Source organism: Staphylococcus cohnii subsp. cohnii, from assembly GCF_002902365.1.
GTDB lineage: Bacteria > Bacillota > Bacilli > Staphylococcales > Staphylococcaceae > Staphylococcus > Staphylococcus cohnii.
In genome coordinates this window covers 86,192-107,943 of sequence record NZ_PPQC01000004.1, presented here as the reverse complement: position 1 = coordinate 107,943, position 21,752 = coordinate 86,192, and the positions used below count along the sequence as shown (strand labels likewise).

The window sequence follows — 21,752 nt, the reverse complement described above, 5'->3', positions numbered from 1 at the left end:
GATGGTAGTCGGACTTACGTTCCGCAAGAGTAGGACGTTGCCAGGCAATTAAATAGGATGCGATGAGCCGAGACCGAAAGGTCTCTTTTTTTTACCAAAAAAGGAGCTTAACTTCCAGTTCGAAGAACTGCAAGCTGACAAAAGAAAGCGCTTGAAGCTGACGAAGTGAACGAAAAACGAAACGAGCTTACAAGTGGTAAGTGAGTGAGGAAAGCGTGAAATAGTAAAAGGAATGCATGAGCTAAAACTCATGCATAAGTACCATTAGAACAATAAATTGAAAATGTTAAATTCGTATTGAACATAAATTAAAAAGTCTAGCTTACGCTAGACTTTTTAAATTAATAGTGAATAAAGCATTTTATTCTCATTAATGTAGATATTTGAAGGATCAAATTCATCTACATTTGACTTTAAGTTATCTAAATCTTGATGATTATTTAATTGTATACCGATGATAACAGTCCCTGTATTTTGAGAACTTTTTTTAAGATACTCAAATTTAGTAATATCATCTTTTGGTCCAAGCACATCATTTACAAATTCTCTTAATGCACCAGGTCTTTGTGGGAAGTTGAGAATGAAATAATGTTTCATTTCTTCAAATAATAAAGAACGTTCTTCGATTTCTTTCATGCGGTTAATATCATTGTTACCACCACTTACGACACAAACAACTGTTTTACCTTTAATTTCTGAACGATATTGTTCTAATGCTGAAACACTCAGAGCACCAGCAGGTTCAGCAATAATTGCTTGTTTAGAATACATGTCCAATATTGTTGAACATACAGCACCTTCATGTACTTGTACGTAGTCATCAACTACATTTTTAGCGATATCATATGTGATTTCACCGACTTTTGCTACAGATGCACCATCCACAAATTTATCAATTTCAGGTAAAGTTACAATTTGATTTTCTAGCACAACCGAAGCATACATGCTACTAGCGCCAGCAGGTTCTACGCCAATGATAGAAGTTTGTGGTGAATGTTCTTTAAAGTAAGTACCTACCCCTGAAATTAATCCACCACCGCCTATAGCTGCAAATAAATAATCAAATTGTACGTTGTCCTCTTTAGATTGTTCTAAAATTTCTTTAGCTAGTGTACCTTGGCCAGCGATTGTATAAATATTATTAAATGGATCGATGAAATTCATTTTATGATCTTGTGTATACGTGAGCGCCTCTTTTAGACAATCATCAAATGTATCACCGATGAGTACGACTTCAGCGTTACTTCCACCAAAAAATTTCACTTGATTTATCTTTTGAAGAGGCGTAGTCACAGGCATAAATATAACAGCATTTAAATTAAGTTTGTTAGCCGTGTATGCAACACCTTGTGCATGATTACCTGCGCTTGCACATGTAATACCGTTTTGTCTATCACTTTCATTTAACGCTATAATTGCGTTATAAGCACCTCTCAATTTAAATGATCTAACCCATTGTAAGTCCTCTCTTTTTAAATAGACATCACAGTCATATTTATGAGATAAGTAATGATCCTTTTGCAAAGGAGTTTCTTTAACAACATCTTTCAATTGTAAGAAAGCTTCATCTATATCTTTTGAAGAAACAGTTGTTTTAACAGCCATAAATTTCACACCTTTATTTAAGTTTCGTTAAAAAGTTTTTGATGTTTCATAAGCTTGAATTTCATCTTCGTATTGTAGTGTTACCGCAACATCATCAAGTCCATTAACAAGTTTATTTTTCCATGTTCCGTCAATGTCAAAATGAAATGATTTATTATTTGCAGTTACTGTTTGATTAGGTAAGTCAACAGTGACTTTGCCTGCATTGGCAATATATTGACGCTCATCTGCATTTAATACGATAGGTAACATCGCATTTTTAGTACAATTCATATAAAATATATCGCTATAACTACCAGCAATTATAATATCAAATCCATAATCTTTAATTGCCCAAGCTGCATGTTCACGGCTCGAGCCACAACCAAAATTATCACCCGTTACTAAAATAGTGGCATCTTGGTATTCTGGTTTATTTGGATTGAAATCTGGATTGTCGGATCCATCCTCTAAGTAGCGCCATTCATCAAAGGCAAAAGGTCCAAATCCAGATTTAGAAATTCGTTTTAGGTGCACTTTTGGAATGATTTGGTCAGTATCTATATTATCATGGAACAGTGGCACAACTTTACCAGTATAGGTTGTGATTGGTTGAATTTCCATATTATACAACCACCTTTCTTACGTCTACAAACTTGCCATTAATAGCGGCAGCAGCTGCCATAGCAGGGGAGACTAGATGTGTTCGTGCGCCTTTGCCTTGACGTCCTTCAAAATTACGATTACTTGTTGATGCACAATGCACACCAGCAGGTACTTGATCTGGGTTCATACCAAGACACATTGAACAACCAGGTTCTCTCCATTCAAATCCAGCATTTTTAAATACTTTATCAAGACCTAGCTTTTCTGCTTCTATCTTTACAGTTCTAGACCCAGGCACAACGATTGCTGTAATATTAGGATGCACTTGATTTCCTTTTACAATATGGCTCGCTTCTATTAGATCAGATAGTCGGGCGTTCGTACAGGAACCTAAAAATACATAACCTAAATCAATGTCTTCTGCTTTTTGGCCTGGTTTTAACCCCATATAGTTGTAGGCACGTTCATCATTAACATCATTGATTTCGGGAAATGGTGTATTAAAGCTAACACCCATTTCAGGGCTAGTACCCCAAGTAACTTGTGGTTCTAAATCAGATACATCTAGTTGTATGATTTTATCAAAATTTGCATCTTCGTCTGTGTATAATTCACGCCACTCGTCTACAGAGTATGCATAATTTGTTGCATACGGTCTTCCTTTAACATATTCAAATGTAGTTTCATCCGGAGCCATCATGCCATATTTTGCACCTGCTTCGATTGCCATATTACAAATAGTCATTCTAGCTTCCATTGATAGACTACTTATGGTTTCACCTGAAAACTCAAGCGCATATCCAGTACCAAAGTCAACACCATGTTGGTTAATAAGATGTAAGATAATATCTTTTGCATATACACCTGTAGGTAATTCACCAGTTACATCAATTTTTAAATTTTTAGGCTTTGTTTGCCATAATGTTTGTGTTGCAAAAACATGTTCTACTTCACTCGTTCCAATACCAAATGCAATTGCCCCAAAAGCACCGTGTGTGGCAGTATGTGAGTCTCCACATACGATTGTTTTTCCAGGTTGTGTAAGTCCGGTTTCAGGACCTACCATATGCACGATACCTTGTTCATCAGACCCCATATCAAAAATATGCACATCAAATTCTTTTGCATTTTTTTGAAGTGTTGTTATTTGCTTATTAGCAATTTCATCTTTGATATTAAAAATATCAACTGTAGGGACGTTATGGTCTAGTGTTGCATATGTTAGATCTGGTCTACGCAACTTTCTATTTTGTAGTCTGAGTCCTTCAAAAGCTTGAGGAGATGTGACTTCATGTATTAGATGTAGGTCTATATATAATAATTGTGGGTCACCTTCTTTACCAGTTAAGACATGCTTATTCCAAACTTTGTCAAATAATGTTTTACCCATATGACATCTCCTCCTTTTTAAAGATTTTGTTTAATGAATTTAAAAATATCTGTTGTTTTATAATTACCATTGAGATCTTTAGTCGTTTTTTCATTTTCGATAAGTTGATATATGACTGATTCTAACTTTTGAGCTGCTTCAGGAGCATCAAGACTTTCTCTTAAACACATAACCACTGATAAAAGCATGCCGAATGGATTTGCAATATCTTTATTTGCAATATCCGGTGCAGAACCATGAATTGGTTCGTAGAGTCTTGGTCCTTTTTCACTAAAACTCGCTGATGGCGAAAGACCGAGTGAACCCGGAATTACAGATGCCTCATCACTTAAAATATCTCCAAATAAATTTTCAGTTACAATGACGTCAAATTGCGAAGGATTTGTAATGATGTGCATTGCGCAAGCATCTACAAGTAAATGATTAACCTCAACCTCTGGATATTCTTTAGATACATCATTTATAACTTTTCTCCATAATTTACTGGAAGCTAGTACGTTTTCCTTATCTACTGAAGTTAATTTTTTGCGACGATTTTGAGCTAAATCAAAAGCAACCCTTGCAATTCGTTCTATTTCTGTGCGTGTATAAGTTAAGGAATCTAAAGCTTGATCTTCATTCCAATGTTTTGGTTCGCCAAAGTAAATACCACCTGTTAACTCTCTCACTAAAATAAAATCTGTACCAGCTACACGTTCTTTTTTAATAGGTGATAAATGACTGGTACCATTTGTTACAATAGTGGGGCGAATATTAGCAAATAGACCTAATGCTTTTCGAATACCTAATAGACCTTGTTCAGGTCTATTATTGGGGTCTGTCCATTTTGGGCCACCAACAGCACCCAATAGAATTGCATCAGCTTGTTTACAAGCGTTTAGCGTCGTATCTGGTAGTGGTGTACCATGATTATCAATAGCGATACCGCCAAAATCATGTGTTTCTATTTCATAGTTAAAATTATAGATATCACTTAGTTGTGAAAGAATTTCTAGTGAACCATTTAAAATTTCTGGTCCAATCCCATCCCCGGGAAGTGCTACAATCTTATAACTCATGAGTGAATACCTTCTTTCACTTCTGAATTAGAAACGTATTTAGCATGTGCTTCAACATAAGATTTACATGATGCTAATAAGATGTCATGGTCAATACCTACACCAGTAACAATTTGATCTCCTATTTTAATTTGCACGTGAACTTCTGCTTGTGCATCAGTACCTTCAGTTACAGATTCAATGCGATAATCTATAAGTTCAGTTTTGCGATCGAAAATTCGATCTATTGCATTGTATACAGAAACAATTGAACCAGTTCCAATACTTGAGTCTTGATACGTATTTCCGTCTTTATCTTGAATTACTACGACAGCACTTTGCAGTCCATTTGAGACAAATTGTAGTTGTAATGCCTCTACTTTATAGATGGCATTTTGTTCGTGTTTAGTACCTTGAATGAGCGCATGTATATCTCTGTCAGTAACTGCTTTTTTCTTATCAGCGATTGCTTTAAATTGTTTAAATAGTTCTTTTTGTTCTTCAGAATCTACATCATATCCCAACGCGACTAACTTTTCTGAAAAGGCATGCTTACCTGATAATTTACCAAGTGGTAGTTCAGTAGTTTTGACGCCTACTAATTGTGGTGTCATAATCTCATAAGTTTCGGGGTTTTTAAGAACACCGTCTTGATGAATACCTGATTCGTGACTAAAAGCATTTTGTCCGACAATAGCTTTGTTTCTTGGGACTCGAATACCTGCATATCGTGCTATTAAATCAGATGTATTTTTAGTTTCTTCAAGATTTATTTGTGATTGATTACCATAATGATCTTGTCGAACGTATAGGCCAAGTGCAACTTCCTCAAGGGCTGTGTTACCTGCACGTTCGCCAATACCATTTAAAGTGCCTTCAATGCGTTTTGCGCCATTTTCAATTGCGGCCATACTATTTGCAACTGCCAAGCCTAAGTCATCGTGACAGTGTGCACTATAAATAACTTCGTGATTTGTTTTAACGTTTTCTTGGAGAGTTTTAAAAATTTTGCCATATTCTGTAGGATAGCTAAATCCAACAGTATCAGGTATATTGATTACACTTGCTCCCGCATCAACTGCAGTTTGCACACATTCGATTAAGAAGGGCAGTTCTGTTCTTGTAGCATCTTCTGGTGAAAATTGAACTACGTTAAAATACTCTGTAGCATAAGCAACATGCTCTTTGATTGATGTTAACACTTCTTCTTTAGACATCATGAGTTTTGAGTCACGATGTATAGGGCTAGTTGCTAAAAATACATGTATTCTAGGTTTTACAGCCTCTTTAGTCGATTGGTACACTGCGTCAATGTCTTTTTTTACACAACGTGCTAAGCCACAAACAGCAGTGGTTGTTAATGCTTTAGAAATAGCTTCCACAGATTTAAAGCTACCTGAACTTGAAGCAGGAAAACCAGCTTCGATGATATCAACGCCCCATTTTTCAAGTTGCTTCGCAATTTTCAAGCGTTCATCGAATGAAAAGTTTACGCTTGGCGTTTGTTCTCCGTCTCTTAGTGTTGTATCAAAAATTTGAATATGGCTAGTCATTTTAAACATCTCCTAATAAATAGATTTTAGTTGAATATGATGTGTCGGCTGAAGAATCTTAACTTGTCTTTAAAAGAAAAGAGGATTTCGCTTGATTCTTCAACCATCATCATATAACTAGTTATTTTTCAATACTCTTGGATTTAATGAATGGCATCATTTCGCGTAAGTCTCTACCTACCGCTTCAATTTGATGTCCATGTTGTTCTTCACGTAGTTTATGGAATTCTTCAAAATTATTTTCATTATCTTTAATGAAACGATCACTGAAGTTTCCTTGTTGGATATCATTAAGTACTGCTTTCATATTATCTTTAACATCTGGAGTGATTACGCGTGGTCCTGATACATAGTCACCAAATTCAGCTGTATTTGAGATAGAATAACGCATGTTTTCCATGCCACCTTCATACATTAAATCAACAATTAATTTCATTTCATGTAATACTTCGAAGTAAGCAATTTCTGGTTGATAACCAGCTTCAACTAAAGTTTCAAAACCAGTTTGAATTAGTTTTGTTGTACCACCACAAAGTACAGCTTGTTCACCGAATAAGTCAGTTTCAGTTTCTTCTTTAAATGATGTTTCTAAAACGCCAGCACGTGTTGCGCCAATGCCTTTTGCATAACTTAACGCTAAATCAGTAGCTTCCCCACTAGCATCTTGTTCAACTGCAAATAGGGCAGGTACAGCACTTCCTTCAGTAAAGGTACGTCTAACTAAATGTCCAGGTCCTTTTGGTGCTACTAAGAATACATCTACCGTTTCAGGTGGTTGAATAACATTAAAGTGAATATTAAATCCATGTGCGAACACAAGTGCATTATTTGGCTCTAAATTAGGTTCAATTTCTTCTTTATATACTTGTCCTTGAATTTCATCTGGTAATAATACCATGATGACATCAGCTTGTTTTGCTGCTTCATTTACAGGATATACTTCGAAACCATCATCTTTTGCTTTATCAAATGAACGCCCTGGTCTGATGCCAATAATCACGTCATAGCCGTTATCTTTTAAGTTTTGAGCATGGGCATGTCCTTGTGAACCATAGCCAATGATAGCTACTTTTTTACCTTGTAATGCATCTTTCGTTACTGATTGGTCATAATAAACTGTTGTCATAATAAAATCCTCCATGTTTTTAAATTATAGTTTGGTGACTTGTGTTTTAAACTAAACCGGCTGAACCAGTTCTTGAAACTTGTTCAATGTTATATGATGATAGATCGTCTAATAAATTATCCATTGTATATTGTGGACCTGATGCTTGAAGATAGGTATAAGGATCTTCATTTTTTAAAATAGAGACTAGCGCATCATAAGGTTTAATTACTTTTTGCAAGTCTTGATGATTGCTTGGTGTTTCTAATTTCACAAGCACCAATTCTCTGTTGTAAGTGTTAGTATCAGTGATATCTTCTACATCAATGATATTTATTTGTTTTTCCAATTGACTAATTAGATTTCTTAGAACATCTGAATCTGGAATTTCTGCTACGAATGTGATGTTAGAAACGCCATCTTCTCTTGTAGGTGTAACTGATAACGTGACAATGTTAAATTGTCTGCGAACAAAGATGCTCGTTAATCTATTTAAAGTACCAGCTTTATCTAAAACTTTTGTTCTAAATGTGCGTCTCATAATAATCCCTCCATTTCATAATTCACTTTACCACTAGGAACCATTGGGTTAACTGGTTCGATAGGTGAGATACGAACATCAATTAATGCAGGACCATCATGTTTGAAAGCAGCATCTAATTGTTCTTCTAAATGTGTTGGATTATCGATAAGGAAACCTTTAACATTGTATGCTTCACCCAATTTTAAGAAATCGGGTTGTCCATTAAATACAGAATGAGAGAAACGTTTGTTAAAGAATTTATCTTGCCATTGCTTAACCATACCTAACGTACCATTATTGATAATTACAACTTTTATATCTAAACCGTACTCTTCTAGTATTGCTAGTTCTTGATTGGTCATTTGGAAACCGCCATCGCCGACAAAAGCGACAACTGTTTTATCAGGTTGGGCCAGCTTTGCACCGATTGCTGCAGGTATACCAAATCCCATTGTTCCTAAACCGCCACTCGTAACTAATTGGCCATGATTTTTAAATGGATAGTATTGGGCCACCCACATTTGATGTTGGCCGACATCAGTGGTAACTATTGCATCACCTTGTGTAATTTCTCCTATATACTCAATTGTGCGTTGTGGTTTTGAAAACGTATCATCAGGGTCTTCACTGTATGCAAAAGGTTGTTCTGCTTTATTGTTAAAGCAATTTTCTAACCAGTCATCATGGTTGATTGAATAGCTATCGAATTCAAGTAAAGCTTCTAATGTTGCTTTACAATCTGCAATGATGCCTAAATCAACCTTGATTATTTTATTAATTTCTGATGGATCAATGTCGATATGAACAATTTTTGCATTAGGTGCAAATTCATCTGGCTTACTAGCAAGTCTGTCATCAAAACGACTACCAAAGTTTATGAGTAAATCACACTCTGTTAATGCCATATTGCTTGCATATGATCCGTGCATACCTCCCATACCTAAAAATAGGGGGTTTTCATATGGTATGGCACCTAAACCTAATAAAGTGCTAACTACAGGCAATTGATGTCGTGTAACAAATTCAGTGAAAACTTCATTTGCTTTAGCGTGATTTATACCAGCTCCTGATAAAACGACAGGTTTTTTAGAAGTTTTTAAATAATCACGTAATTTTTGGATTTCTGTTTTGTCTGGTTGATTAGGCACTGAATAGCCAGGTAGATTCAATTCGTTTGAAATTTCTGCGTTAGTAGATAAGATTCCCATATCTTTTGGGAAATCAATAACTACTGGTCCTTTTCTTCCTGTGTTGGCCACGTGAAATGCCTCGTGGATTATTTTTGGAATTTCATTTACATTTTTAATCTGATAGTTATGTTTCGTTATCGGCGTGGTCATTGAAAGCAAGTCTGCTTCTTGGAAAGCATCTTTACCTATACCAGCTGTTGCAACTTGACCTGTGATAACGACAAGCGGCAATGAATCACTATAGGCATCTGCAATACCAGTGATTGCATTAGTTGCTCCTGGTCCACTTGTAACAACAACAACACCAGTTTTTCCAGAAACACGGGCATAACCTTCAGCAGCATGTGAAGCGCCTTGTTCATGTCTTGCTAGAATATGTTTTATTTTCCCGTCATAAAATGTGTCATATAGTGGAAGTACAGCACCACCCGGGTAACCAAATATAAAATCTACATCCTCATTTACAAGTGAATCTACTAATAATTCTGAACCAGATTTCATTTCATCAATTGTTTCTTTTTCTAATTCAACTTCGGGTTCAATTGCTTCTGCTGTTTCGAAATAATCTAAATTTTCTGATTTTTCATATTCAAGTATTTCAGTTTGTTTAGACATCATACTCACTCCTTAAATGAGATCTTCAGGTACCTGCATAATACCACCAGTGTTAGCACTCGTTACTAACGCTGTATAGCGTGCAAGATAACCTGTTTTCACTTTTGCTTTAAATGGTTTCAAGTTTTGCTTTCTAGATTCTAATACTTCTTCTGTAACTTCTACATTTAATGTTCTGTTTGTTAAATCAATTGTGATATCGTCGTTGTTTTCAATTAAAGCGATCGGGCCACCCGCTGCAGCTTCTGGTGAAATATGTCCAACCGCAATACCTCGTGTTGCCCCTGAAAATCTACCATCAGTGATTAATGCAACATCTTTACCTAATCCTCTTCCTACAATAGATGATGTAGGGGCCAACATTTCTGGCATTCCAGGGCCACCTTTAGGGCCTTCATACCTAATCACAACTACATGACCTTCACGTACGACGTGATTATCAATCGCTTCAACGGCTTCATCATGTGAGTCAAAACAAATTGCTTTTCCTTTAAAGACTTTAATTGAAGGATCTACACCACCGACTTTTATGACTGCACCTTTAGGAGCTAAGTTACCATATAGGATTGAAAGGCCACCTTGTTTATCGTAAGGATTATCAAGGTGTCTGATTACATCGCTATTTAATATCTCTTTTTGTTCGTTATTTTCACGAAGTGTTTTACCTGTAGCTGTGATTCTGTCTGGATGGAGTGTACCTTCTTTTTTAAATAATTCATTAATGATAGCTGGAACGCCACCAGCTTCATGCACATCATGCATAGAATAGGAAGAACTTGGTGCTATTTTTGACAAATAGGGCGTTTTCTTCGCAATTTCGTTAATTCTTGATAAATCATAATCAATACCTGCTTCATTTGCAATTGCTAATGTGTGTAATACTGTATTGGTAGAACCCCCCATAGCCATATCTAAAGCAAATGCGTCATCAATTGCTTCTTTAGTTACAATGTCTCTAGGTTTAATGTCATTTTTGATATTATCGACTAGTTTAAATGCTGCTTCTCTAATCATTTCTCTACGTTGTTCACTTACTGCAAGAGCTGTACCATTATATGGGAGCGCTAAGCCTAAAACCTCCATCAAACAATTCATTGAATTTGCTGTAAACATACCAGAACATGAGCCACAAGTAGGGCAAGCATTTTGTTCCATATCCAAAAATTCATCTTTTGAAATTGAACCATCTTTAAATGCTCCGACAGCTTCAAACATTGAAGAAAGTGTTAAAGCTTTGCCTTGTGATGATAAACCTGCTTTCATAGGGCCACCTGAACAGAAAAAAGCAGGAACATTGGTTCTTACAGCAGCTAATAACATGCCAGGTGTAATCTTGTCACAGTTTGGTATGTAAAACACGCCATCAAACCAGTGTGCATTGATAACTGTTTCTGCAGCATCAGCGATAACTTCTCTAGATGGCAGTGAATATCTCATTCCAATATGTCCCATTGCAATACCATCATCTACACCGATTGTGTCAAATTCAAAGGGGATGGCACCTGCTTCGCGAATTGCTTCTTTAGCAATATCAGCTAATTCTCTTAGGTGAACGTGCCCTGGAACAATGTCGATATATGAATTACATATAGCTACGAAAGGTTTGTTCATATCTGTTGGTTTTTCTAAAGCACCTGTTGCATGCAAAAGGCTTCTTGCTGGAGCTTGATGATCTCCTTTTTTGATCATATCGCTTCTCATATTAATTCCCCCATAAATTTGAAAATAAAAAAGCGTCCCAATAAATAATTGGGACGCTTTCAAGTCCCATTCAACTAGAAATAGGACTTAAACATTTAGTAGATTCTTTACTAAAGTTCCAGTCCTAATAGCATAATAAAATGACTAAAATATTTGAAGTTGTTGGTTGGTATTGCATTGTATATTTGGTCATCTCATTATGCTCCTTTCCATTAGAATGGTTTATCTTTTAATGTGTTTAATTGAATTGTCTAAAAATTCGATAAATTAAATTTACTATACTGAACTTCTACTGTCAATGATTTTTTTAAATTTTCTATCAATTCAAATAATTTCAAAATGTTGGAACTTGTTTTAGTTTGAAGTAAAATAAGAAAAAATTTGTTAAACTATAATAGTTAATTTAATGATAATAAAGTTTTTAATGAAGTAGATAATCATTAAGCGCTGATGTAATTACTAAATATATTAGTCATTTTTATCCATCAACAATATTTTGGAAGTAAATAGAAATACTTGAGCGAAGTTCAAGCATAAGCGACCCTAACTAAATTAATTTAGAGCTGTTGCTAAAAAAGGAGAGGCATATGATTAAAATAAATGATTTAGAAAGTTTGGCACATTTTGCAGAAGTGTTAGCGAAACATTTATCTGCAGGGGACATTATTTTATTAAATGGTGATTTAGGCGCTGGTAAAACTACATTAACACAATTTATTGGTAAAGCCATAGGTGTAAAACGAAATATAAATTCTCCGACGTTTAATATCATTAAATCTTATCAAGGTAGTGCATTTAAATTACATCATATGGATTGCTATAGATTAGAAGATAGTGAAGAAGATTTGGGATTTGATGAATATTTTGAAGATGAAGCTGTCACATTGATTGAGTGGAGTGTATTTATCGAATCATTTTTACCAGATGATCACCTAACTATAAATATTAAAACTATAAATGAGACGAAAAGACATTTAGAGATAAAAGCAGTCGGTGAACATTATCAAAAGTTAAAGGAGGTTGTTGAATATGATATATCTGTTGATTGATACATCGAATCAACCATTGTCTGTTGCAGTAATGCAAAATAATGTAGTATTAAGTGAAATCAATACTAACGTGAAGCAAAATCATTCTACTCAGTTAATGCCAGCCATTCAACAGTTGATAAATGAGAGTGAAATAGCAAAAGAAGAAATAAATGCAATTATTGTTGCACAAGGACCTGGTTCATATACTGGACTTAGAATTGGTGTAACCGTTGCTAAAACTTTAGCTTATGCATTGAATGCTGAACTATACGGTGTTTCTTCACTAAAAGCACTTGCTGCCACTGTTCAAGATGACGAACGCCTATTGGTTCCAATATTTGATGCACGTAGAGAAGCGGTTTACACTGGCATTTATCAGTTTAATGGAGATCAATTGGTCCAAATAGAAGCAGATCAATATTTACCAATACAAGAACTTCTCAACTTATTACATAGATTGGGGAAACCCTATGTATTTGTGGGCATAGATACTGAAAAAATAAAAGATTTATTAGATAGTGATTGCATACCCAACTTACCAAAAGCAAAGTATATGAAACATTTAATTGAAACTACTGAAGATATCCATCAATTTAAACCAAACTATATTAAATTATCAGAGGCTGAAAGAAATTGGTTAAACCAACAGAAAAAGAGTTAAATATACGTTTGATGACTTTGAGCGATGTGCCTCAAGTATTTGATATTGAAAGAAATAGTTTTAACGACAGTAGTTGGACAATTGATACTTTTTATCATGAAATAGAACAAAATGAGTTTGCACATTATTTTATTATTGAATATAATCATATGATTATTGGGTATATTGGTATTTGGATAGTGATAGATCAAGCTCAGGTTACAACAGTTGCCATAGATGAAACATATAGAGGTTATGGATTAGGACAATTATTATTAAAATATGCGATGAATTATGTACAAACCAAATGTGAAATAATGAGCTTAGAAGTTCGTGTAGACAATGAGGTTGCACAACATGTGTATACAAATTTAGGCTTTCAATTTGGTGGTAAACGCAAAAATTATTATGGTGAAGGTGAGGATGCGATAGTGATGTGGGTGAATTTAAATGAGTGATCAAACGTTGATTTTAGCAGTTGAATCAAGTTGTGATGAAACGAGTGTTAGTATTATTAAACAGGGCACAGAGGTTTTAAGTAATATTGTATTAAGTCAGATTGAAAGTCATAAACGCTTTGGTGGTGTGGTACCTGAGGTCGCTAGCAGGCACCACGTGGAAGGCATTACAACGACAATTGACCAGGCATTAAATGAAGCAAAAGTAACAATGGAAGATATAGATGCAGTTGCGGTAACACAGGGACCTGGGCTCATAGGTGCATTACTAGTAGGAATCAATGCAGCTAAAGCGTTAGCTTTTGCTTATGATAAACCACTGATACCTGTACACCATATTGCAGGGCATATTTATGCGAATCATTTAGAGCAACCATTACAATTTCCTTTAATAGCTTTAATCGTTTCAGGAGGGCATACAGAACTTGTATACATGAAAGATCATTTGAATTTTGAAGTTATAGGTGAAACAAGAGATGATGCTGTTGGTGAAGCTTATGATAAAGTCGCAAGAACGATTGGCTTAGGTTATCCAGGTGGGCCACAAGTTGATCAATTAGCAGCAAATGGTCAAGATTGTTATAACTTCCCAAGAGTTTGGTTAGAGGCAAATAGTTACGATTTTAGTTTTAGCGGGTTGAAAAGTGCAGTGATAAATAAATTGCATAATTTACGACAAAAAGGGTCTGAAATAAAGCCTGAAGATGTTGCAACGAGTTTTCAAAATAGTGTTGTAGAAGTATTAGTTGGAAAAGCAGTGTCAGCTTGTGAGGCTTATGATGTGAAACATTTAATTGTAGCTGGTGGTGTCGCAAGTAATAAAGGTTTAAGAGCAGCGCTTAATAATGCATGTAAGGATAATGATATCAATTTGCGTATACCAAGCCCAAACCTTTGTACAGATAATGCTGCAATGATTGGTGCTGCAGCACACTATTTATATCAAGCAGGGTTAGTTGGAGATATGTCATTAAATGGATTTAATGATATGGATATTGAACAATTTTCATTAAATACTTAAATGCGTAATAACATATCTTAGTGTAGTTTTAACTTAGTATCATAATGTACTTATTAAATGTGCACAAAGTATATTAATTATTAATACTGGAAATATTGGAGTAGGGATTTTAAATCAAGCAGTGATTTGATTTATGTTCCTACTTCTTTTTTTGAAATTTACTACTATGATTTTCAGAAAAATATAAAGGATTGATTTTATAAATTTAAGCAAGCTCAAATGTTTAAATATTAAAAATGGGGTATATATTTTAATATATAGTCATACTATATAGAATAATGTAAATAAGCATTACATTATTAGGAGGCGGCTTATAAATGAAATCAGTTCAGTATTTTAATTTTGAAAATAGTTTAGCAGCATTAGACTTTTATGAAAAAAATTTAGGTGCCACAGATATTCAACGTATTGGTGGTGACCATGAAATGTTTACAGATATGCCAGAAGAATTCCAAGTAGATAAAAACTTTACAATGAATGCTTCATTTAAAGTCTTAGGTGAAACATTTTATTGCAGTGACACATGGAAAAATAAAAAAATCGATAATAGTGGTGCGATTGTAACATTTACATTCGATCACAGTAATGAAGTAGATAAACAACAGGCTATTGATTTTTTTAATAATGCCATAGCAGCCGGATGTGAAGAGGCAATGCCGTTAGGTAAAACGGAGTGGTCAGAATTATATGGTATGTTTAATGATCCTTTTGGTGTTACTTGGATGATTAATGCTGAATAAAATATTTAAACCAAATAAAGGAACAATGAAGTAAATGCAAACTTCATTGTTCCTTTTTCGGCATTCATAAGAGCATTTATGATTATATTATTAGGTTTAAGATTTTAAAGACTTAAGTGGAAGATGATTTAGCTCGCGTATATACTTGATTAGGGAATTTTAAGATTCTTAATAATTCAATCGCATTTCTTGTATCTGCTTTTCCAGGTTTAATTTTATAATCAAAAGCAATTTCGTTTTCATAAATAATCTCATTAAAATGAAAGTTTTTGAAATTATCTTCTAATAACGTGGCTAATTCAATATCATGAGTCGCAGCTATGATTTCGTAATTTTGCCCATTGCCTAAATAATTTAACACGGATTCAGAAGCAGCGATACGTTCAGTTGTATTGGTTCCTTTAAATATTTCGTCTATAAAGCAATAAATTTTATCCTCTGTTTTTAAATCAAATAATCGCTTAATTGATTTGATTTCTGTCATAAAATAACTATCACCAGACAAGATATCATCTTGGTTCACCATAGAAGTGAAAATTAAACCAGGCTTATACTTGAAGTAATTTGCAGTAACTGTATTTATCGTTTGAGCTAATAAAAGATTTAAGGCGATTGCTTTCATAAAAGTTGATTTACCTGACGCGTTTGACCCAGTTAATAATATATGGCTATCGATTTCTAAATCATTAGAAATAGCATCGACAAGTAATGGGTGTGTAAGTGCTTCAAATTCTACTGAATCATCATTACTTGCTTGGGGCAATGCATATTGTGATAGCGTTTCTCTCCACAATGCTACTGCATAATGATTGTCTATGCTACCTATATATTCATAACAAGCCATAACTTCAGATTCATATTTTTTAAAGCTATGTTGTATTAAATGGAAGATATGATAGTCCAACATAAATATAGCTTTAAATAAAAATGCAAATATCATAGAATCTTCTGTTGTATTTACTCTTCCTAGAAGACCACTTAGTCTACGAGCAACTTTAAAATGATTAAAGTCAACATCTATGGAAGGCGCACCATCTATTTTATGAATTGCATAAGCTTTTTTAATAACATTTGACGTATAAAATAAAGAATTCAAATCTTGATCGAACGTTTTTCTAAGTATGCCACTCAAAATCATATTGAATATAGCAGCAAGTATAGTTAAAAGTATACCGATTTCAGGTTTTAAAAATGTAACAAGCAAAAATACTAACGGAAAATACGTAGTCAACATAAAAAAATAATTACGTTTCACTGTAGTCAATTGATCAGGGAACGTTGGATAAATCGCTTTACCTATTTTAGCAAGGTGGGTTGATATTTTAAGACGAAAAATTTCATCATTCTTAAATTTTTGAATTAAAGTTTGATTATGAATCGTAAACATTTTTCTTAAGGTTGCATACAAGCGCATTTCGCCAATTGCAGAAAAATTAAAGTTCATGTTGTCGAAAAGGGCATTTAAATTCAAATCAGCGTAAGTTTTATCATCTATAAGATTTGTTTCATCAAATTGGTGTTTATATGTATCGAATTGATAACTATACCTGTGATTAGGTCGAACAAAAGATTCTAAAGGTTTTCTTAGTGACCATAAAGGTTTGATATCATGTTTTAATTTTTTATTGGCAATGATTGTAGTGATAATAAATAACAGTGTTGTTCCGATAATTAATGCGATTAAGAACCAAAAAATAGGATACATAAGTTTCACCTCATACTAAATTAATATGTTTTATTATGTCATGAAATAAATCGATTCACAAATAGCTGGTTATGTTAAGTACTGATATATGTCAATAGAGAACGTGCGTACTTATCAACAATTAGTGTATAACTTGTTGATAAGTCGTGGGCAAATGTGTGGATATACATTGTTTTCTGAATATTCAATGGTACAAAAGTTACATTTTACTTGTGGATAAATAGGATAACTCTGTGGATAGCTTTGATAATAGGGTTGAAGCTGTGAATAGTTAATGTGTAAAATAATAATAAAAAGTACGAAAAATGAAAAAATCATTTTTCGTACTTATCGTTAAAATTAGTTTTAAATTAACTTTTCTTGTAATTCTGCCCATTTCGACATGACTTGTTCTAATGCTTGTTCGCTACTTTCTTTCTTCTTAGCTAATCGATTTGCTTCCTCTGGATCACTATATATATCTGGTAAAGTAAGCAATTCATTGATTTCATTAATTTTAGTTTCAAAGTTATCTATCTCGGTTTCGCATTCATCAATTTGGCGTTCAATTTGACGTTGTTCGCGTTTTTGAAGTTTTTGATCAATATAATTATCGTTTTGCGTCACCATCGGTTTTGTCTGATGTGAAGCTTCATATTCTTTTTTAGCTTGAATCGCTTCGTTTTCTTCTTTTTTCTCTATAAAATACTGATAGTTACCTAAATACATTGTGCCACCATGAGTGTCTAAATCATAAACTTTGTTTGCAAGTTGATTAATAAAATAACGGTCGTGAGAAACAAATAAAATCGTTCCTTCGAAGTTATCCAATGCCTGTTCTAACATTTCTTTTGAATCTATATCAAGATGATTTGTAGGTTCATCTAAAATAAGTACATTGTTACGTTCAAGCATTAACAAAGCTAATTGTAATCTAGCTTTTTCACCACCAGAAAGGTCATTAATGATTTTTTTTACATCTTCTTGTACAAATAAAAATCGGCCTAATACTGCACGTATGTCTTTCTCATTCATTGAAGGGTATTGATCCCAAAGATAGTCTAGTATTGTTTTACTAGATTTAAATTCAGCTTGTTTTTGATCATAGTAACCGATTTTTAAATTGGCACCAGTAGTAATTTCACCATTTAATTTTGGTTGTATACCTGCAACTGTCTTGATTAAAGTAGATTTCCCGATACCGTTAGGTCCAATAATAGCGATATGGTCTCCTTTAGTTACTTCAATGTTGATACCTTTGGTAATTGTCTGTTCATAACCAATTTCTAAATCTTTGATGTGAAAAACATCGTTACCTGTATTTCGATCAAAATCAAATTGGATATTAGCACTTTTGGCATCAACCATTGGTTTATTGATTCTTTCCATTTTTTCAAGCATTTTCCTACGGCTTTTTGCCATGCCAGTAGTTGATGCCCGAGCTATATTTTTATCAACAAATGTTTCTAAACGTTTAATTTCATCTTGTTGACGTTCATATTCTTGCATGCGTTTTTCATAATACTTGTCTCTTTTTTCAATAAATTGTTTATAATTACCTATATAATGTTGCACATCTCCAAGTGCAACATCATAGATTTGATTTACTATTTTATCTAAAAAATATCTGTCGTGGCTAATGATAACAATAGCCCCTTTAAAATAGTTTAAATAACTTTCTAACCATTGTGTTGTTTCCATATCTATATGGTTAGTTGGTTCATCTAGCAATAATAAATCAGGCTCGCTTAATAACATTTGGGCTAATGATAGCCTTGTTTTTTGACCACCACTAAAGTCATTAATAGGGCGATTGAAATCTGGTTCAGTGAAATTTAGACCGTGAAGTACCGTTTTTATCTTACTTTCATATTGATATCCATCTTGTTGTTCGAATTCATTGGATAAGTATTCATAACGATCAATATGATTTTTATATTCATCTGTATCATATTCATTTGCATGCTGTGCTAACCAATCCGTTTCTTTTTTCATTTCAAATTCAAGTTTTTTCATATTTTCAAAAGGTTTGGACATTTCTTCAATCACAGTTTGGTTTGTGTTGAGTGTCATTTGTTGTGTTAAATAACCAAGTTTTAAATTTTTACTTTTTGAAATATGACCACTATCATAACCTTCGACGCCAGCGATAATTTTCATTAATGTAGATTTACCAGCTCCGTTACGTCCGACGATACCGATACGTTCGCCAGTTTTAACTTCAAAATTGACATTGTTAAAAATATCTTCTCCGTCGAATGATTTTGTAATGTCGTTTAATTGTAATAATATCATCCGTTTTTGCACCTCTCTATTCATTATCATTCTACCGTATTCTGCCTATTGTTAAAACTACCAGTGTTTATTTTTATAAAGTATTAATGTATAATGTTGAAGTAATTATAAGATTAATTAGAGATTATAGTATAGGAGGACAAGATCTTGGCTAACCAAAGCGAAAAGATTCCTCGTGCCACGTTAAAACGGTTACCGTTATATTATAGATTCGTCAATACTTTGAAATCTAAAGGGATAGACAGAGTTAATTCTAAAACAATTAGTGAAGGTTTGAACATTGATTCTGCAACAATTCGTCGTGATTTTTCTTATTTTGGTGAATTAGGCAAAAAAGGATATGGCTATAATATTGATAGCTTGTTACATTTTTTTAAAAATGAGATAAGTGAAAATGATGAAATTAAAATAGCCATCGTAGGTGTAGGGAACCTAGGTAAAGCATTACTAACATATAATTTTTCTATTCATGATGAAATGACTATTACAGAAGCGTTTGATATTCGTGATGATGTAATAGGAACACAAATAGGTAATGTGGTTGTAAGCTCATTTTCAAAAATCACTGATGTATTAAAGCAAGAGCAAATTGATGTCGTGATATTAACAACACCTGAAAACGCAGCACAACAAGTTGCAGATACATTAGTTGAAGCAGGCATTAAAGGGATTCTAAATTTCACACCAACACGTGTTTATACGCCGTCAGATGTACAAGTTCATCACATTGATTTAGGGATTGAATTACAGTCTTTACTTTTCTTTATGAAAAATTACAGTAATAAATAATGATTTTAAAATATTAACTTTGTAGAGATACAAACATTTTTGATGTTTAGTTGTCTCAACAAAGTTTTTTTGTTGTTCACTTAGCTCTGCTTTACCTTATACATATACCTATGAATAAGCCTTAAAACATAAAGGTTGAAATTTCAGTACAAATCTAATATGATAATTCTTATTGATTTTATCGGAAAGAGGTAATGTTATGACGTGGTTAATAATCAGTGGCTTAATCGTAGGTGGACTTTTGGGATTTGTCATGCAACGTACACGATTTTGTCTTGCTGGTGGATTTCGAGATATGTATATTCAAAAAAGTAATAAAATGTTTTATGTCTTGTTAATAGCAATATCCGTGCAAAGTATCGGACTGCTAATTCTAACTTCGACAGGGTTAGTAGAAATACCAGAGTCAACATATCCAATCATAGGTACGGTTATTGGCTCATTTATTTTTGGTATTGGAATTATATTAGCTGGTGGTTGTGCAACTGGTACATGGTATAGAGCTGGAGAAGGATTAATTGGTAGCTGGATAGCACTTATTGCATATGCATTTACATCAGCAGCTACTAAATTTGGTTTATTATTACCTTTAATGGATGGCATCAATAAACCTACTAATGTAAATACAAGCATGGCTCAAACAACTGGTATTCCAACATGGGTATGGGTTGCGTTATTAACAATTATAACGGTTATATTTGTTGTTAAAACGCTTCGTAAACCAAAGCCCAAATTTGCAGTACCAAAATTAAAACAAAAGTTTACGGGGATTCGTTATTATTTATTTGAAAAAAAATACCATCCCTTTGTTGCAGCTATTGCAGTTGGTCTAATTGCATTATTGGCTTGGCCAGTGAGTGAATCTACTGGCAGAATGTACGGTTTAGGAATTACAACGCCTTCTGCAAATATCATTCAATTTTTTGTAACTGGTGATCTTCAACTATTAGATTGGGGTGTATTCCTTGTTTTAGGTATCTTTGCTGGTTCTTATGTTGCAGCAAAAGGAGCTAGAGAATTTAAGTGGAGGCTACCTGATAAAAAGACAATCCGTAATAGTGTTATTGGTGGCGTATGCATGGGATTTGGTGCATCAGTAGCAGGTGGTTGTTCTATCGGAAATGGTTTAGTTGAAACAGCTACAATGTCTTGGAAAGGCTGGATTGCGCTTGCATCAATGATACTAGGTGCTTGGTTTATGAGTTATTTCATATTTATTAAGCCGATGAAAAAAGCACAAAAGTCTACAGCTCAAACAGTTTCCACACAAACACAAACGACATAAATTTTATTTTTAGGAGGATTTCATTATGGTATATGAATTAGGTACAGTAGGTATGGTTTGTCCTTTTCCTTTAATTGAAGCACAAAAGAAAATGACTACTTTAGAAAATGGTGACGAATTAAAAATTGATTTCGATTGTACTCAAGCAACTGAAGCAATTCCAAATTGGGCAGCTGAAGAAGGTTACCCAGTTACTAATTATGAACAACTTGATGATGCTTCATGGACAATCACTGTTCAGAAAGCTTAATGATATAACATTAAATTTAAATAACTGAGTAAGATGAAAGTTAATGTTAGATTAAAAAATATTATTTTATTATATACTGCTCACTGAGAGAAAGTCCGAGACATATTTTATGATGTTTCGGACTTTATTATGTTTTATAAAAATGTTTTATAGCTTTTATATTGAGTGACGCATGTTGAATAGGTAAATGAGATTAGTCGTCTTTGAATGATATATAATTTAATACTAATCATATATAGAGTTGCTTCTTGAAGT

Annotated in this window: 19 protein-coding genes; 8 read left to right on the top strand and 11 right to left on the bottom strand. The window is 33.7% G+C overall.

What is annotated here, in order from left to right; genetic code table 11:
* Positions 1 to 336: 336 nt before the first annotated feature.
* The 9 genes from ilvA to ilvD all read right to left on the bottom strand — a co-directional run bounded on the left by ilvA (position 337) and on the right by ilvD (position 11,304).
* Positions 337 to 1,605, bottom strand: coding sequence for a threonine ammonia-lyase IlvA (gene ilvA / locus CD032_RS00795; protein ID WP_040030621.1), 1,269 nt, complete (start codon positions 1,603 to 1,605; stop codon positions 337 to 339).
* Between the two features lie 27 nt (positions 1,606 to 1,632).
* Complete coding sequence (leuD, locus tag CD032_RS00790; RefSeq protein ID WP_019469534.1) at positions 1,633 to 2,208, bottom strand: 3-isopropylmalate dehydratase small subunit; 576 nt, start codon at positions 2,206 to 2,208, stop codon at positions 1,633 to 1,635.
* Between the two features lies 1 nt (position 2,209).
* A complete protein-coding gene (gene leuC / locus CD032_RS00785; RefSeq protein WP_071560494.1) occupies positions 2,210 to 3,580 on the bottom strand; it encodes a 3-isopropylmalate dehydratase large subunit in 1,371 nt (456 codons plus the stop codon).
* Positions 3,581 to 3,597: 17 nt separating this feature from the next.
* Positions 3,598 to 4,638 carry a 3-isopropylmalate dehydrogenase gene (gene leuB, locus CD032_RS00780; protein WP_040029790.1) on the bottom strand — a complete coding sequence of 347 codons (1,041 nt, stop codon included), beginning with the start codon at positions 4,636 to 4,638 and terminating at the stop codon, positions 3,598 to 3,600.
* Positions 4,635 to 6,170: a 2-isopropylmalate synthase gene (locus tag CD032_RS00775; protein WP_103211110.1), complete on the bottom strand. Its 1,536-nt coding sequence runs from the start codon at positions 6,168 to 6,170 to the stop codon at positions 4,635 to 4,637. The genes leuB and CD032_RS00775 overlap by 4 nt, the downstream gene beginning before the upstream one ends.
* A gap of 121 nt (positions 6,171 to 6,291) precedes the next feature.
* A complete protein-coding gene (gene ilvC, locus CD032_RS00770; RefSeq protein ID WP_019469538.1) occupies positions 6,292 to 7,296 on the bottom strand; it encodes a ketol-acid reductoisomerase in 1,005 nt (334 codons plus the stop codon).
* 46 nt (positions 7,297 to 7,342) lie between these two features.
* Positions 7,343 to 7,816: an acetolactate synthase small subunit gene (ilvN, locus tag CD032_RS00765; protein WP_019469539.1), complete on the bottom strand. Its 474-nt coding sequence runs from the start codon at positions 7,814 to 7,816 to the stop codon at positions 7,343 to 7,345.
* A complete protein-coding gene (ilvB, locus tag CD032_RS00760; protein WP_019469540.1) occupies positions 7,813 to 9,603 on the bottom strand; it encodes a biosynthetic-type acetolactate synthase large subunit in 1,791 nt (596 codons plus the stop codon). The genes ilvN and ilvB overlap by 4 nt, the downstream gene beginning before the upstream one ends.
* Positions 9,604 to 9,615: 12 nt before the next feature.
* Positions 9,616 to 11,304 carry a dihydroxy-acid dehydratase gene (ilvD, locus tag CD032_RS00755; RefSeq protein WP_040029793.1) on the bottom strand — a complete coding sequence of 563 codons (1,689 nt, stop codon included), beginning with the start codon at positions 11,302 to 11,304 and terminating at the stop codon, positions 9,616 to 9,618.
* A 587-nt stretch (positions 11,305 to 11,891) separates the two neighbouring features.
* Between ilvD and tsaE the strand changes: the two genes are divergently transcribed.
* The 5 genes from tsaE (at position 11,892) to CD032_RS00730 (ending at position 15,194) form a co-directional block, all read left to right on the top strand.
* Positions 11,892 to 12,353 carry a tRNA (adenosine(37)-N6)-threonylcarbamoyltransferase complex ATPase subunit type 1 TsaE gene (gene tsaE / locus CD032_RS00750; protein WP_019469542.1) on the top strand — a complete coding sequence of 154 codons (462 nt, stop codon included), beginning with the start codon at positions 11,892 to 11,894 and terminating at the stop codon, positions 12,351 to 12,353.
* Positions 12,334 to 12,996, top strand: a complete 663-nt coding sequence (gene tsaB / locus CD032_RS00745; protein WP_019469543.1) for a tRNA (adenosine(37)-N6)-threonylcarbamoyltransferase complex dimerization subunit type 1 TsaB — start codon at positions 12,334 to 12,336, stop codon at positions 12,994 to 12,996. The genes tsaE and tsaB overlap by 20 nt, the downstream gene beginning before the upstream one ends.
* 11 nt (positions 12,997 to 13,007) lie before the next feature.
* On the top strand, positions 13,008 to 13,433 hold the full coding sequence (rimI, locus tag CD032_RS00740) for a ribosomal protein S18-alanine N-acetyltransferase (protein ID WP_390326899.1): 426 nt from the start codon (positions 13,008 to 13,010) through the stop codon (positions 13,431 to 13,433).
* Complete coding sequence (gene tsaD, locus CD032_RS00735) at positions 13,426 to 14,454, top strand: tRNA (adenosine(37)-N6)-threonylcarbamoyltransferase complex transferase subunit TsaD (RefSeq protein ID WP_019469545.1); 1,029 nt, start codon at positions 13,426 to 13,428, stop codon at positions 14,452 to 14,454. The genes rimI and tsaD overlap by 8 nt, the downstream gene beginning before the upstream one ends.
* Positions 14,455 to 14,771: 317 nt before the next feature.
* A complete protein-coding gene (locus tag CD032_RS00730) occupies positions 14,772 to 15,194 on the top strand; it encodes a VOC family protein (RefSeq protein WP_019469546.1) in 423 nt (140 codons plus the stop codon).
* Between the two features lie 112 nt (positions 15,195 to 15,306).
* Here CD032_RS00730 and CD032_RS00725 read toward each other — a convergent pair whose 3' ends face one another.
* Together CD032_RS00725 and CD032_RS00720 are read right to left on the bottom strand one after the other, a co-directional pair.
* On the bottom strand, positions 15,307 to 16,899 hold the full coding sequence (locus CD032_RS00725) for a MutS-related protein (RefSeq protein ID WP_019469547.1): 1,593 nt from the start codon (positions 16,897 to 16,899) through the stop codon (positions 15,307 to 15,309).
* A gap of 345 nt (positions 16,900 to 17,244) precedes the next feature.
* A complete protein-coding gene (locus CD032_RS00720; protein WP_103211109.1) occupies positions 17,245 to 19,173 on the bottom strand; it encodes an ABC-F family ATP-binding cassette domain-containing protein in 1,929 nt (642 codons plus the stop codon).
* A 147-nt stretch (positions 19,174 to 19,320) separates the two neighbouring features.
* Here CD032_RS00720 and CD032_RS00715 point away from each other — a divergent pair, with 147 nt between their 5' ends.
* The 3 genes from CD032_RS00715 to CD032_RS00705 all read left to right on the top strand — a co-directional run bounded on the left by CD032_RS00715 (position 19,321) and on the right by CD032_RS00705 (position 21,497).
* Complete coding sequence (locus CD032_RS00715) at positions 19,321 to 19,962, top strand: redox-sensing transcriptional repressor Rex (protein WP_040029796.1); 642 nt, start codon at positions 19,321 to 19,323, stop codon at positions 19,960 to 19,962.
* A gap of 199 nt (positions 19,963 to 20,161) precedes the next feature.
* The gene (locus CD032_RS00710) at positions 20,162 to 21,247 is read left to right on the top strand and encodes a YeeE/YedE family protein (RefSeq protein WP_019469550.1); all 1,086 of its coding nucleotides are present in this window, start codon (positions 20,162 to 20,164) and stop codon (positions 21,245 to 21,247) included.
* 25 nt (positions 21,248 to 21,272) lie between these two features.
* Complete coding sequence (locus CD032_RS00705) at positions 21,273 to 21,497, top strand: sulfurtransferase TusA family protein (RefSeq protein ID WP_019469551.1); 225 nt, start codon at positions 21,273 to 21,275, stop codon at positions 21,495 to 21,497.
* The last annotated feature ends 255 nt before the right edge of the window (positions 21,498 to 21,752 follow it).

Excerpts from the sequence above, each read along its gene's own strand:
- ilvA (WP_040030621.1), bottom strand. The coding sequence starts at position 1,605 with ATGGCTGTTAAAACAACTGTTTCTTCAAAAGATATAGATGAAGCTTTC.
- leuD (WP_019469534.1), bottom strand. The coding sequence starts at position 2,208 with ATGGAAATTCAACCAATCACAACCTATACTGGTAAAGTTGTGCCACTG.
- leuC (WP_071560494.1), bottom strand. The coding sequence starts at position 3,580 with ATGGGTAAAACATTATTTGACAAAGTTTGGAATAAGCATGTCTTAACT.
- leuB (WP_040029790.1), bottom strand. The coding sequence starts at position 4,638 with ATGAGTTATAAGATTGTAGCACTTCCCGGGGATGGGATTGGACCAGAA.
- CD032_RS00775 (WP_103211110.1), bottom strand. The coding sequence starts at position 6,170 with ATGACTAGCCATATTCAAATTTTTGATACAACACTAAGAGACGGAGAA.
- ilvC (WP_019469538.1), bottom strand. The coding sequence starts at position 7,296 with ATGACAACAGTTTATTATGACCAATCAGTAACGAAAGATGCATTACAA.
- ilvN (WP_019469539.1), bottom strand. The coding sequence starts at position 7,816 with ATGAGACGCACATTTAGAACAAAAGTTTTAGATAAAGCTGGTACTTTA.
- ilvB (WP_019469540.1), bottom strand. The coding sequence starts at position 9,603 with ATGTCTAAACAAACTGAAATACTTGAATATGAAAAATCAGAAAATTTA.
- ilvD (WP_040029793.1), bottom strand. The coding sequence starts at position 11,304 with ATGAGAAGCGATATGATCAAAAAAGGAGATCATCAAGCTCCAGCAAGA.
- tsaE (WP_019469542.1), top strand. The coding sequence starts at position 11,892 with ATGATTAAAATAAATGATTTAGAAAGTTTGGCACATTTTGCAGAAGTG.
- tsaB (WP_019469543.1), top strand. The coding sequence starts at position 12,334 with ATGATATATCTGTTGATTGATACATCGAATCAACCATTGTCTGTTGCA.
- rimI (WP_390326899.1), top strand. The coding sequence starts at position 13,008 with ATGACTTTGAGCGATGTGCCTCAAGTATTTGATATTGAAAGAAATAGT.
- tsaD (WP_019469545.1), top strand. The coding sequence starts at position 13,426 with ATGAGTGATCAAACGTTGATTTTAGCAGTTGAATCAAGTTGTGATGAA.
- CD032_RS00730 (WP_019469546.1), top strand. The coding sequence starts at position 14,772 with ATGAAATCAGTTCAGTATTTTAATTTTGAAAATAGTTTAGCAGCATTA.
- CD032_RS00725 (WP_019469547.1), bottom strand. The coding sequence starts at position 16,899 with ATGTATCCTATTTTTTGGTTCTTAATCGCATTAATTATCGGAACAACA.
- CD032_RS00720 (WP_103211109.1), bottom strand. The coding sequence starts at position 19,173 with ATGATATTATTACAATTAAACGACATTACAAAATCATTCGACGGAGAA.
- CD032_RS00710 (WP_019469550.1), top strand. The coding sequence starts at position 20,162 with ATGACGTGGTTAATAATCAGTGGCTTAATCGTAGGTGGACTTTTGGGA.
- CD032_RS00705 (WP_019469551.1), top strand. The coding sequence starts at position 21,273 with ATGGTATATGAATTAGGTACAGTAGGTATGGTTTGTCCTTTTCCTTTA.